Source organism: Microcystis protocystis FBCC-A270, from assembly GCF_050500235.1.
GTDB classification, from domain to species: Bacteria; Cyanobacteriota; Cyanobacteriia; order Cyanobacteriales; family Microcystaceae; genus Microcystis; species Microcystis ichthyoblabe_A.
In genome coordinates this window covers 418,180-431,201 of sequence record NZ_CP191407.1, presented here as the reverse complement: position 1 = coordinate 431,201, position 13,022 = coordinate 418,180, and the positions used below count along the sequence as shown (strand labels likewise).

Here is a 13,022-nt window from a genome sequence, read left to right as displayed (position 1 = left end):
AATAAGCACTGTTTATTGAGAATTACTGGGGGAACCCTGAAATTTTCGGCTTAGTTGCCGGCAGCTTGCCGCCAACTCACTCCTCTAGATAAGTATTTTGACTCACGCCCCTTCCTCTTTTGAGACGTTGTGACACTTAGGGTGCGGAATGTGGGCCTGAACATCCTGGGGATAGTCAGATTTCCCCCCCCCGGCAAGAACTTCCCACTGTCCAGTACTCTAGAAGAGCCAAAAGTAAAAAGGAAAAAAAACGGAGATAAGAGTGGGAAAATTAACACTGATCACTGATAACTGATAATCCTGTGGCTGTTTTAAAAGATAATCGGGCTACTGTCCAAAAGGTTCTTTGGATCACCCTGCTGCTGAACATTTTGGTTATGGGGATCAAAGCGGGGGTGGGTTTGAGAATTAGTTCTTTGAGTTTGCAAGCGGATGCTCTCCATAGTGTCACCGATAGTGCTAATAATGTCTTGGGATTGGTGGCGATGCGGTTTTCCTCTCCCTATCCCGATCGAGATCATCCCTACGGACATCTGAAATACGAAGCGATCGGAGCTTTAGCGATCGCTGCCTTTTTGGGAATTGCCTGTTTTGAAATCTTGCAGGGGGCGATCATGCGTATTATTAAAGGCGGAAAACCTGTCGAGATTGCCGGTCCTGAATTATGGCTATTAATTATCGTTTTAGGGGTAAATATTTTTGTCACCTACTATGAAAGATCGGTGGGGCAGCGTGTCGGTAGTGTGATTTTGATTGCCGATGCTCGTCATACCATGAGTGATGTGTGGGTGACAATTACGGTTTTATTGGGGTTAGTTGGGGTTTGGGTGGGTAATACGGCTAATATTCCCCAATTACAATGGTTAGATGTGATTTTGTCCTTTCCCGTCGCTTTTTTGGTGTTTAGCAGTGGTTGGAAAGTTCTGATGGAAAATTTACCTTTGTTAGTGGATGAAATGGCGATCGCTCCTGAAGTGATTCATCAAATTGTCCTGGAGGTGCCGGGGGTGCTTAATTGTCATGCGATCGCATCTCGGGGAGTGGTAGGAAGACAGGTATTTATAGAAATGCACCTAATTGTCTCCGCTCAAGATGTGGAAACTGCTCACGCAATCACGGAAGCGGTAGAAGCAAGATTAAGCCAACAATTTAGCCCTGTGAGAATTTTAATTCACGTTGAACCGCCGGATTATCACTCCGATAAGATCACTTTTGATGAAGAAGTGTGAAGCAAAAAAGCCTAAAATAAGTAGCGAACTTTTGCTAGAGGTGACCATGGCGACAGAAAATCAAGCTAGAAGCATAGTAATTACTGGTGGAGCAGGATTTATCGGCTCGAATTTTGTTCATCATTGGTGCGAGAATTATCCCGAGGATCGTGTTATTGTTCTCGATGCTCTTACCTATGCGGGCAATTTGCATAATTTAGCGACACTGAAAGATAGAAAGAATTTCCGTTTTTTGCAAGGGGATATCTGCGATCAAGCTTTAGTTGATGAGTTATTTGCCAGTGAAAATATCGATACAGTTGCCCATTTTGCCGCCGAATCCCATGTGGATCGATCGATTCTTGGTCCTGGAGCTTTTGTGCAAACTAATGTGGTGGGAACTTTTACTCTATTAGAAAGTTTTCGGCAACATTGGTTAAGTAATCACCAACCCGATAACTATCTTTTTCTGCACGTTTCCACCGATGAGGTTTATGGCAGTTTAGGATTAGATGATCCGGCTTTTACCGAAACTACTCCCTATGCTCCTAATAGTCCCTATTCTGCCTCAAAAGCGGGGAGTGATCATCTAGCGAGAGCTTATTTTCATACCTACGGAATGCCGACAATTATTACTAATTGCTCTAATAATTATGGTTCTTATCATTTTCCCGAAAAGTTAATTCCTTTGATGTGTATTAATATTCTTTTGGGTAAACCTTTACCTGTTTATGGTGATGGTCAAAATGTTCGAGATTGGTTATATGTGCGGGATCATTGTCAAGCTTTAGATACAGTTATTCACAAAGGAAAAGCGGGAGAAACCTATAATATTGGCGGAAATAATGAGGTAAAAAATATCGATTTAGTCAGGATGTTATGTGATTTAATGGATGAATTAGCTCCCGATTTACCCGTGAAACCTGCTCAGAATTTAATTACTTTTGTCAAGGATCGCCCCGGACATGATCGCCGGTATGCTATTGATGCCACTAAAATTCGCACCGAATTAGGTTGGCAACCTCAAGAAACGGTAGAGGGGGGATTAAGAAAAACCATTCAATGGTATCTCGATCATCGGGATTGGTGGCAACCTTTGTTATCCAAAGAATATCAAGAGTATTATGGGAAAGTTTACGGTTAGAGAAGGGTAAGTAGTCGTGCAAAATTAATTTCCTAGTCAAGACGGGAGGCCTTTCAGTGATCAGTAAACAGTAAACAGTAATCAGTGAAAGGCTGCATCTCAATTTTATAGAAATATCTATATCATATTTTGGGCGCACGCAGTTCGATAAACTCACTGACCACGGTGCGCCCCTACCATTGGCGCAATAATATTATTGTAGGGGCGAATTGCATTCGCCCTCTTTTAATAACTGCTGCTGACCATAAGTGAGAGAAAGTCACAAATAGGAGATGCAGCCTACGGGAGACGCTCGACGGGATCAGATTTGAGTTTTTAGTTCACTGTTTACTGATCACTGATAAGATATCGGCGTTATTTTCAATAATATCGAATGGCTGCCGACCGTTCCCTCGATCACCACTTGTGGAAATACCGTCGGGATGAGTTAGAATCGGAAAGAAGAATTTTTGAGTAACCATGATCAAATTACGTCTAAAACGCTTTGGTAAAAAACGCGAAGCCAGTTATCGTATCGTTGCGGCCGTTAGCACCAGTCGTCGCGATGGTCGTCCCCTAGAGGAATTAGGATTTTACAATCCCCGCACCGATGAAGTGCGTCTCGATGAAGAAGGGATCATCCGACGCTTACAACAAGGAGCGCAACCGACGGACACCGTGCGCAGCATTCTCACCAAACAGAAAATTTTCGAGAAAATCAATGCCTAGTACCCCCAATTATCTCGAACTGGTGAAATTTATGATCGAGCCGTTTTTGGAAGATCCGGCCAGTCTGAGATTGGATATCGAGCGCTGTAAGGAAAATGAACGTCTTTGGGTGCGTGTAGCCTTCGATGATGCCGATAAAGGCAAAGTTTACGGCCGGGGAGGACGCAATTTACAGGCGATTAGAACTACCCTAGAGATGGCGGCCGCAAATGCGGGTCGCTCTCTTTATCTAGAAGTCTATGCGGCCGAAAATGAAGGCGAACAGCGCCGCACCCGTCGTTCTAATGGTAACTTTGAAGGTACGGAAAGAAGGCCGAGCAATCGCCGACCACCTGCACCCCGGCAGCTCAACAACTAACGAGCGATTTTAGGAAAACAGGGAAGGGGTTTCATCCTCGACCCTCTCCAGTTGCTCTAATTGCTGCCAAACTTTGGCGAGTAAAGTGGTTAATCCGGCTCCTGTTACGGCGGAAATAGTCAAAATCTCGGCATTGGTTATTTTAGCAAACTGCTTTTGATAGTTATCTATCGTTTCCTCGTCCACAGCATCAATTTTGTTGAAAACCAGTATTTGCGATCGCTTTTCTAATTCCCGACCATAGGCGGCCAATTCTCCTTGGATAATTTGATAATCGGCGATCGGGTCTTCTGCTGTCAAGGAGACAAGATGAATTAACAGGCGTGTGCGTTCGATATGGCGCAAAAATTCGTGTCCTAAGCCGATTCCTAGGTGCGCTCCCTCGATTAATCCAGGAATATCGGCGAATACCGTCCCATCTCCCGTGGGTTTGCGTACCACTCCCAAGTTAGGAATGAGAGTCGTAAAGGGATAATCGGCGATTTTGGGACGAGCAGAGGAAACGGCCGAGATTAGGGTGGATTTTCCCGCATTGGGCAGCCCGATAATGCCCACTTCCGCTAATAACTTCAATTCTAGGCGTAAATGGCGTTTTTCTCCGTCTAAACCGGGTAAAGCGTATTCGGGTGCGCGATTATTATTACTTAAAAAGTGGCGGTTGCCTAATCCCCCTTTTCCCCCGGCAGCCACGATTAAAGTCTGTTCGGGAGTGACCAAATCGCCGATAATTTCCTCGCTATCGAGATCGTAAACCACTGTACCACAGGGAACTTTAATAATGCGATCGCTACCGTTGGCTCCAGTGCAGTTGTTCGGACCGCCCCGTTTACCGTCATCGGCCTTAAAATAGCGACTATACTGGAAATCTAGCAGGGTTTGCAGGTTCTGAGTCGCCACAAAAATCACCGAACCACCTTTTCCCCCATTACCTCCGGCCGGACCGCCAGCGGGGACGTATTTTTCCCGACGGAAAGCGACAATTCCATCACCTCCCTTACCCCCTTCCACTTCTATTTCGGCGCGATCAATAAACTGCATAAGATTAAGTAGTTAAAGTGAAAAAATGATCAAGCTTAAAGCTGTTATATGTTAATATCTTGCCAATTTAAAGCTTCTGCAAATCCCTGAAAATGTTTGACATTAGTAGTAGCGATGACTAGATAACGACTCGGATATTGTTTTTTTAATAACTGCCAATGAGCAAGAATAATAATATCTACATCAATATTGTAATTATCAGCCGTTTGTTTGCCAATCTTTCGAGTTTCTACCCAAATTTGTGACGCTGCTAACATCACATCGGTATCTAAATTTAAAAAATCAATGACATTGCGTAATTCATTAAGATTATCTGGGCTATTAAAGGAATTTTTTTTGACCGATTCTAATAATAGGCTTCTTCTGACTTCATAATCACAGATATCGGAACTAACTACATAAACGCCCTTGGAGAAAAGTGAATAAAGCCAGTCTTCGCAGTCAGCCGGTTTACCCGCTTTTTTAGGATGAGTTAATAAACCCAAAACCCCCGAATCGATAAAGACAATCATCCTTAGCTATAAAGCTTTGAACCCAAAGGACGAGCATTATCAATCGCGGTCTGAAAATTGAGCAAACACTGGGAAATTTCTTGGTCTTGCTCATCGGTTATTTGTGACCGTTTTTGTCGTCTTTGTTCTAAGATAGCCAAGGCCGAACGATTTCGTTTAATTTGTTCTTTTCGATCCCAATCTGGATAATTGACAAGTTTGGGTTTTAATTGATTCATCTCTTTTACTGGAAATTATCTATCACAATCTTAGCCGATCCCTTGACACTTCACAACTCCAGTCACTATCTCCAAAGTTTTTAGTACATTTGTTCGGAAAGAAAAAACTTGTTTCTGGGCGGGGAATCCCTACAATAGGAAACAGGATAATTAGTAGCAGATGAAAACCGATGGGGCAGTTTTTTAAACAAACTTTCGCTAGTTGCTTGGGAACTTTACTGGGATTATTGGCATTTTCGGTCTTAGGTGTGGGAGGATTAGCATTTTTACTGCTTTCCTTGCTTATTTCTAGCGATAGCTCCTCAGTTAAGGAAAAATCGGTCTTAGTTTTTAACTTGGCCACCAATATCAGCGATGCTCCTCCTAGTTCCAGTTTAGCCGATAGTTTGACCGGTGAGAGTACGACCACTTTAAATTTGCGACAGGTGATAGCGGCGATCGAAAAGGCCGCCCTTGATGATAACATTGTCGGTCTGTTACTCTATGGTCGCGACAATATCGGTGAATATGGCTATGCTACCCTGACGGAAGTGCGGCAAGCTTTGGCAAAATTTCGCCAATCGGGTAAAAAAATTATCGCCTACGATATGGAATGGACGGAAAAGGAATATTATCTCGCTTCCGTTGCTGAAACGGTGATTATTAATCCCGTGGGGAGAATGGAAATTAATGGTTTAAGTAGTCAACAAACCTTTTTTGCCGATGCACTAGAAAAGTATGGTGTGGGGGTGCAAGTGGTAAAAGTGGGTTCTTTTAAAGGTGCAGTGGAACCCTATACGCGTCAGGATTTAAGTGTCCAGAATCGTCAGCAGCTGCAAACCCTACTCGATACAATTTGGTCTAACTATAGTTCCACAGTGGCCAAAAGTCGCAATTTAACCCCCCAACAGCTGCAAACTATTTCTGATACTCAAGGTATTCTGGAAGCAACCACGGCGAAAAAGGCGGGTTTTGTTGATGAAGTGGCCTATTTAGATCGAGTAATTGTTTTAGCTAAAGAGTTGACGGGAGAAGCAAAAAATAAAACTAATGAGGAGGGAAATTCTAGCTCTTTTTCGCAAATTTCTTTAGCCAATTATGCTAGTTCTCTCGATGAGGAGGAAGATAGTAGCAATCAAATAGCGATAGTTTATGCAGAAGGGACAATCGTAGAAGGTCAGGGAGATAGAGGCCAAATCGGTGGGGATAAATTGGCGAAGGAACTGCGAAAATTACAGGGGAAGGAGGAGGTGAAAGCGGTAGTTTTGCGGATTAATAGTCCGGGGGGAAGTGCCACCGCTTCTGAGGTGATTCTGCGGGAAATTAAGCGTTTAGATGCGACCAAACCGGTAATTATTTCTATGGGTGATGTGGCAGCTTCTGGGGGTTATTGGATCGCCATGGGGGGTCAAAGAATTTTTGCCGATAATGATACAATTACTGGTTCCATCGGTGTGTTTGGATTATTGTTAAATATCCAGAAGATTGCTAATAATAATGGCATCGATTGGGATACAGTGAAAACTGGAGAATTAGCCGATATATCTACTATTACCAGACCGAAAAATCCCCAAGAATTAGAAATTTATCAAGCGGCAGTTAATCGGTTCTATGATTTATTTATCGAGACGGTAGCCAAGGGGCGAAAATTATCCCCAGACAAGGTTAGAACTGTGGCCCAAGGTCGTGTCTGGACAGGAAAAGATGCGGTTAAAATTGGTTTAGTTGATCAAATTGGTGGTCTAGAAGTGGCAGTACAATATGCGGCCAAAACAGCTAAATTAGGGGATGATTGGAGTCTTCAAGAATATCCTCGATCGCAAAGTTGGCAAGAAGAACTTCTCTCTAATTTCTTACAAACCTATCTTCCTCCTCTCACTAAAAATAATCATCCTTTGACGCAGGAATGGCAAAATTTTCAGCAGGAATTATTAAAGTTACCTACATTTAACGATCCCCATCGTGTTTATGCTAAGTTACTTTTTAATCTCGATTTTCGCTGATATTAGGTAAAAATAATGCTCGCTAATTCTGAAATTCTTTGACAAAAATTTCTATGAATCGCCCTAATAGTGTTATTCTTGGTTTAGCCTATATTCTGGGATTATTATCTACAGGTCTGGTAGATTTTAGTCCCCAGTTAAACCGATGGCAAGAAGTGGTAATTAGAATTGTTATTCTTAGTCTAATTACCACGTTAACCACAATTTTTATCCGTCGTTTTTGGTGGCAAAGTCCCCCGAAAAAAATTTGGCTGATAGCGGGATTAATAGCTATATTTGCCGTTGTTTATCTAGAAATTCGCACTCCTTACCCCAGCGCAAACGATATCAGTCATCTTTTAAAAAATAATGTAGTTAACTCTATTAAAATCACGGGGAGTATTATATCAGAAATCCGTCTCAATCGCCGAGAAAATTTACAATTTTGGTTAGAAGTAAAAGAATTTAGCCTCAAGAATTTACCCACAAAAAAATCCGAGGGTAAACTCTACGTTACTCTACCAAATCTAGCAGAAAATCAGGTTTATCCCGGACAAGAAATAACAGTTAAAGGATTACTTTATCGTCCCCGTCGTGCCAATAATCCCAGTGCTTTTGACTTTGCTAATTATCTAGCGCGTCAGGGTGCTTTTGCTGGTTTAAAAGGGGAAATAATTATTGATAAAAAGTCACCGACTTGGGGAGTTTGGCAGATTCGTCAGCGCATTGTTGAGGCACAAATTCAAGGACTAGGCCAAGAAAAAGGGACTTTATTAAGTTCCATTACCCTCGGACGACAAGCGGTTAATTTGCCAGCAAAAATCACAGATTTATTTATTAAAACTGGATTAGCTCACATTTTAGCAGCTTCTGGCTTTCATGTGGCTATTTTGTTGGGATTTGTTTTAACTATTACTCGCAATTTATCCCCCAAAAAACAGTTTATTATTGCCGTTACTATCTTAATAATTTACGGCACCTTAACAGGGTTACAACCTTCAGTTATGCGGGCGATTTTGATGGGAATTGGGGCATTAATCGGTCTGCTTTATAATCGACAAGTTAATAGTTTAGGCTCCCTATTACTAGCAGCTACAATTCTATTATTATGGCAGCCTCTCTGGATTTGGGATTTAGGATTTCAGCTAAGTTTTTTAGCGACTTTGGGATTAATTATTACCGTTCCCTTACTGAAAAATAAAATTGACTATTTCCCTAATTTAATCGCTGAACCTATAGCTATTAGTCTAGCTGCCACTCTCTGGACTATGCCTTTATTAATGTTTACGTTTAACTCGATCACTCTTTATAATATACCCATTAATATTATCACAACTCCCCTAATTACCCTAATTAGTTTAGGAGGAGTTTTTACTGCTTTTTTAGGCTTAATTTATCCCCCTTTGGGCAGTATCGGCGCTAGTATTCTCTATTACCCTCTCAAGTTATTACTGCAAATTACCCACTTTTTTAGTCTGCTTCCTTTTAGTACCTACTCCACGGGTAAATTATCTTTAGGAGTGATGTTAATTATTTATATTTGCCTTACCTTAATCTGCTGCAACCTCTGGTTTCGTCAACGGTGGCATTTAGTTGGTTTATTTATCCTCACTTTAATTTTAATACCGATTATTTATCAGCATTTTACTTTAACTCAGGTGACAGTTTTAGCCACCAAATCGCAACCGGTAATCATTATTCAAAATCGAGGAAATACTCTCTTAATTAATGGGGAGGAACCCGCAACAGCACGTTATACAGTTTTGCCTTTTTTGCGACAGGAGGGAATTAATCAAATACAAAGAGCAATAACCGTCAATAATTCGGCGCAATTCTCAACTATCAGTGAGAGCATACCGATCAAAAAAACTATTAATTTATCCCAGTTAGAAAAATTTAATCTTGGTGAAATTACTGGACAATTGCTCGAGAAAAATTTATTTAAATTTCAGGTAAAAAATCAATCTTGGCTATGGATTGTCAACCCGAAAATTCCCGTTAATTTATCCCAAGAATTCAGCCCCCTAGTGTTATTATGGCAGGGAAGCAATCTAGATAAACAATGGCTAGAGTCAATTCGACCCCAAACAGCGATCGCTGTCACTAACAATCTCTCCCGCAATGCCAAAAATCAACTGAGAAAGGCCCGGATTAAGACTTACTGGACCGGGAGAGATGGAGCGATTCAATGGACAGCAAAAAATGGATTTCAACCCTTTCTAATTAATGAGTGATGTGTATCACCAAAACTGAACAGGGAGCATGATGTACCACGTAATTACTGACACTACCTAAGATTAACTCAGATAAACCCGATCGACCGTGACGACCAACAATAATTAAATCTATCCCCTCCTGCTGGGCAACTTGACAAATTTTCTGCCCCGGATCACCGATATAATAATCAGCCTTGGCCGTGATATTATCTTCCTTAGCTCGATCGACTAAACCGTTTAACCAAGCTTGTAATTCCGCTTGCATTTCTTCGGTGATTTGTTGTTCTAAGGCGATCATATCAGGGGGATAACCGCCACCATAACCGATCAGATTACCATAAATAAAAGTTTCCGTGTAGGGAGTCAAAGGTTGAGACATACTATAAACAATTCGCAACTCACTAGCGTAGGTTTTCGCTAAGAGAATAGCCGCATTCAAAACCTCTGGAGTGGGATCTTGATAATCCACAGCCACGAGAATTTTATTATAGAGTTTGTTGGTATCCCGATCGACTGAGAGTGTTTCCGTATTATTCATCGAATTAACCTCCTCGATAGCAGATAACGTCAGGGTTGAAGTTAATCTTTTTTCCCATCGGCTGCCAGCAATACCCCGGGGAAATAGCCAAAAATTGCTGAAAGCTGATGATTGATAGTTGACGCTCCTCTACCTCTAGTGTGACATTTTTCGGATGATTTAGCTGAATTAGCAAAAAAATTAACAATTTACCCTACTGTCACCCCTATCCTCACTTATGGCAGTTATCTTAATGGTGAGGTATGAGGTTTTCGTTTTGGTGAGACTCCGAGACGATACCCGATCAGTTTATACTTCATCTTTATGAGAAACGCCGTAACTAGAAAAATGGTCAATTAATGGGATAAATGCAATTTTTGTCTTTTTCTCTTGCCTTGAGAGATTTGCCCAGAGCAGCTGCGGTATATAATGCAATTAGAGCGAGTTCTAAACCAACAACTTATGATTAGTCGCTACATTATTCTATGGCTCCCGATGATCGTAATAGGAATTAGTAACGGTATTCTCAGGGAAAGCACCTACGGAAAATATCTCGATGAACTGCGCGCTCATCAAATTTCTACCCTGACAGGAATCCTCTTTTTTAGTCTTTATATTGGCACTCTTGTCTATTTTTGGGGTCTAGAATCCTCCGGTCAAGCAATTACTATCGGTTTAATTTGGTTACTATTAACAGTGGGTTTTGAATTTCTGTTCGGCCATTTTATCGCCGGTCACTCTTGGTCAAGATTAGGGCAAGATTATAATCTTTTAGCGGGACGAGTTTGGATTTTGGTTCTCTTGGTCATTACTTTTGCTCCCTTACTATTTTATCAACTTTTTTCTTAATTATGAAAGCTATTATCATTAATCGCTATGGCGATAGTAATGTTCTCCAATACACAGACATAGAAAAGCCAATTCCCCAAGGGAAAGAAGTCTTAATTAAGATTATGGCAGCGGGAATTAATCCGATTGATTGGAAGATTCGTCGGGGGATGCTCAAAATAGCCACAGGTAATAAATTTCCCCTGCAATTAGGTTTTGATTATAGTGGAATTATCGTTGAAAAAGGTAGTCAGGTGGAACAATTTCAGATCGGAGATGAGGTTTTTGGTTTTCTCAATCAATTGCCCGGTAAAACCTATGCTGAATATGCAATTATTCCCGCTTCCCTCTTAGTTAAAAAACCGCATAATCAGAGTTTTATTGAAGCTGCCGCCACTCCTTTAGCTGCTTCTACCGCTTTGCAAGTCTTGCGAGATTTTGGCAATATTCAAGCAGGAAATCGGATTTTAGTTAATGGTGCATCGGGAGGAGTGGGTAGCTTTGCTGTGCAGATAGGGAAAATTTTCTCCGCGCAAGTGGATGGAGTTTGTAGTAGCAAAAATATCGATTATGTCACCTCTTTAGGAGCAGATAAAGTTATCGATTATACCCAAGAAGATTGGAGAAAAACCGAGCAGAAATATGATATAATCTTCGATGCTGTGGCTAAGTCTTCTTTTTGGCACTGTCGTCAGCTTTTAAAACCCCAAGGCACCTATATAACCACCCTCCCAAATCCAGGAATTATCTTCCTAAATTATCTCGGTGCTTGGTTGCCCCAAAAAGGGAAACTGATATTTTTTGCTCAAGCACAAGCGTCTGACTGGCAATTTCTCAAAGAAGCGATCGAATCGGGTAAATTAACTGTTAGAATCGATCGCACCTATACTTTTTCCCAGGTGGCAGCAGCTCATAGTTATAGTGAATCGGAAAGAGTGCGAGGAAAAATAGTCCTGATACCCGATTAAGGATAAATAGTTAGGGATTTTTCTGTTTTTTTGGGGAACGAGTAAATAGTTTTAAGTAGGTAGAAACCGAGAATTCTTTAATTGGAAAGGTGATAAAAGTCAAGGGATTAATAGTAATAATAATATTGCGGCTATCCCTTTGTACCGCCTTGATAATCTGTTTAGCCACCCAATCGGCGGACATAATACCCACAGGATTTAAATTACTCTTAAAAGGGCCAAGAATTAGCTTTCTTACCACACAGGGAGCATCTAAACGACGCAGGGTAATCATATCACCGATCGCCCGTTTACTGAGTTCGTAGAGGGGACTAAAGGCAGGATTAACCTCCGCTTCCGAGGTATTCACCCAGACTTCCTTGCGGGCAATTTGCTCGTTAGTGCGGACAGTTTTGAAGAATAATTCCATTAAACGCCAGACAGAAAAAGTGTTCACTTGGTAGGCTAATTCGATCGCTTCTGGGGTTCTTTGGCCGTGGACATTAACGCCATGATTTAAAATCAGTATATCTACAGACTTAAATAGGTCCTCAAGTTGCGTTTCTTCACCGATTTGCCATTGTACGGTTTTTACAGGTACTGATTCGCCGTTAATTTCAATAGCGATCGCATTCTCCCCAGAAGTGAGCGCGATTACCTTGGCTCCCTTCAGTTGTAGGTACTTTAACAGCGATCGCCCTAATGTTCCATTCGCTCCAGTAATGGCGATCGTTTTACCCTTGAGAGAAAGTGCCGTCCCCATCAATTTATCCATAAAGGTGAAAGTTCCACAATAATAAGCCTTTTGGTTATCAAAATGGTGTCGCCAGTGGTAAGTACGATTAACGCGCCATTGAGCGGGGAAACTCTCAAATTGCCCCGGACGATGGGTTAAATCGGTTAATTCCTCCAGATTGGCGATCCCTAAACCTCGACCGATCGCCGTACTGAGAAAAGCCAAAGTATAAAGGGAACCTAACCAACCCAACCAAGGGCGATCGAAACCCCAAGAGTAGGCCAGTAGTACCGGTAAAACACTGGCAGCCAACATAACCAAGGCCTCCGGTACATCATTGTACCAGTGGGCCCGACGATAAATTTCCTCGCTCATTACCGACAGATCGGGACGAAAAACCCGATGATGCCAGACGTGCAGACGATAAAGGGGCTGCCAATGGTGGGCCAGAGCATGATAGCTATCACGCACGATCTCCACCCAAATAATTGAGCCACAAATCAGTCCGACACAGAGGAGCAGGTTTGACATAGGGGATAAATGTTAAATTTTCTCAACGAATGTAAACAAAGTAATCTTAGCCCAAAAAAGCGCATTTATCGGGTAAAAGGAACCAATAGCCTGAAAAACT

General features: G+C 41.7%; 14 protein-coding genes. 8 read left to right on the top strand and 6 right to left on the bottom strand.

What is annotated here, in order from left to right; all coding sequences use genetic code 11:
- Positions 1–302: 302 nt before the first annotated feature.
- Complete coding sequence (locus tag ACQY1X_RS02095; RefSeq protein WP_016514250.1) at positions 303–1,229, top strand: cation diffusion facilitator family transporter; 927 nt, start codon at positions 303–305, stop codon at positions 1,227–1,229.
- Positions 1,230–1,275: 46 nt separating this feature from the next.
- Positions 1,276–2,352 carry a dTDP-glucose 4,6-dehydratase gene (gene rfbB, locus ACQY1X_RS02090; protein WP_430013869.1) on the top strand — a complete coding sequence of 359 codons (1,077 nt, stop codon included), beginning with the start codon at positions 1,276–1,278 and terminating at the stop codon, positions 2,350–2,352.
- 320 nt (positions 2,353–2,672) lie between these two features.
- Here rfbB and ACQY1X_RS02085 read toward each other — a convergent pair whose 3' ends face one another.
- Complete coding sequence (locus ACQY1X_RS02085) at positions 2,673–2,813, bottom strand: hypothetical protein (RefSeq protein WP_155119094.1); 141 nt, start codon at positions 2,811–2,813, stop codon at positions 2,673–2,675.
- Here ACQY1X_RS02085 and rpsP point away from each other — a divergent pair.
- Both rpsP and ACQY1X_RS02075 read left to right on the top strand, forming a co-directional pair.
- Positions 2,812–3,060, top strand: coding sequence for a 30S ribosomal protein S16 (rpsP, locus tag ACQY1X_RS02080; RefSeq protein WP_002736858.1), 249 nt, complete (start codon positions 2,812–2,814; stop codon positions 3,058–3,060). The genes ACQY1X_RS02085 and rpsP overlap by 2 nt on opposite strands.
- Positions 3,053–3,418 carry a KH domain-containing protein gene (locus ACQY1X_RS02075; protein WP_002736767.1) on the top strand — a complete coding sequence of 122 codons (366 nt, stop codon included), beginning with the start codon at positions 3,053–3,055 and terminating at the stop codon, positions 3,416–3,418. Before rpsP ends, ACQY1X_RS02075 begins: the two co-directional genes overlap by 8 nt.
- 9 nt (positions 3,419–3,427) lie before the next feature.
- Here the strand turns inward: ACQY1X_RS02075 and obgE are convergent, their stop codons facing one another.
- From obgE to ACQY1X_RS02060, 3 genes are read right to left on the bottom strand one after another with little or no spacing between them, the layout of a single operon-like run.
- Entirely contained in the window at positions 3,428–4,456 is a 1,029-nt protein-coding gene (gene obgE / locus ACQY1X_RS02070; RefSeq protein WP_002746946.1) for a GTPase ObgE, read from the bottom strand.
- Positions 4,457–4,500: 44 nt separating this feature from the next.
- Positions 4,501–4,968 (bottom strand): type II toxin-antitoxin system VapC family toxin, encoded by a 468-nt coding sequence (locus ACQY1X_RS02065; protein ID WP_430013868.1) that lies wholly within the window; start codon positions 4,966–4,968, stop codon positions 4,501–4,503.
- A gap of 2 nt (positions 4,969–4,970) precedes the next feature.
- On the bottom strand, positions 4,971–5,186 hold the full coding sequence (locus ACQY1X_RS02060) for a hypothetical protein (RefSeq protein ID WP_430013867.1): 216 nt from the start codon (positions 5,184–5,186) through the stop codon (positions 4,971–4,973).
- A gap of 170 nt (positions 5,187–5,356) precedes the next feature.
- On the opposite strand from ACQY1X_RS02060, the gene sppA reads away from it, so the two are divergent.
- Entirely contained in the window at positions 5,357–7,168 is a 1,812-nt protein-coding gene (gene sppA, locus ACQY1X_RS02055; RefSeq protein WP_430015324.1) for a signal peptide peptidase SppA, read from the top strand.
- A 53-nt stretch (positions 7,169–7,221) separates the two neighbouring features.
- On the top strand, positions 7,222–9,381 hold the full coding sequence (locus ACQY1X_RS02050) for a ComEC/Rec2 family competence protein (RefSeq protein WP_430015323.1): 2,160 nt from the start codon (positions 7,222–7,224) through the stop codon (positions 9,379–9,381).
- Here ACQY1X_RS02050 and ACQY1X_RS02045 read toward each other — a convergent pair.
- Positions 9,371–9,901: a universal stress protein gene (locus tag ACQY1X_RS02045; protein ID WP_430015322.1), complete on the bottom strand. Its 531-nt coding sequence runs from the start codon at positions 9,899–9,901 to the stop codon at positions 9,371–9,373. The genes ACQY1X_RS02050 and ACQY1X_RS02045 overlap by 11 nt on opposite strands.
- A 441-nt stretch (positions 9,902–10,342) precedes the next feature.
- Here ACQY1X_RS02045 and ACQY1X_RS02040 point away from each other — a divergent pair, with 441 nt between their 5' ends.
- The gene (locus ACQY1X_RS02040) at positions 10,343–10,729 is read left to right on the top strand and encodes a hypothetical protein (RefSeq protein ID WP_069473856.1); all 387 of its coding nucleotides are present in this window, start codon (positions 10,343–10,345) and stop codon (positions 10,727–10,729) included.
- A gap of 2 nt (positions 10,730–10,731) precedes the next feature.
- Positions 10,732–11,676: an NAD(P)-dependent alcohol dehydrogenase gene (locus ACQY1X_RS02035; RefSeq protein ID WP_002735742.1), complete on the top strand. Its 945-nt coding sequence runs from the start codon at positions 10,732–10,734 to the stop codon at positions 11,674–11,676.
- A 10-nt stretch (positions 11,677–11,686) separates the two neighbouring features.
- Here ACQY1X_RS02035 and ACQY1X_RS02030 read toward each other — a convergent pair whose 3' ends face one another.
- Positions 11,687–12,922, bottom strand: coding sequence for a bifunctional sterol desaturase/short chain dehydrogenase (locus tag ACQY1X_RS02030; RefSeq protein ID WP_002774580.1), 1,236 nt, complete (start codon positions 12,920–12,922; stop codon positions 11,687–11,689).
- Between the last annotated feature and the right edge of the window lie 100 nt (positions 12,923–13,022).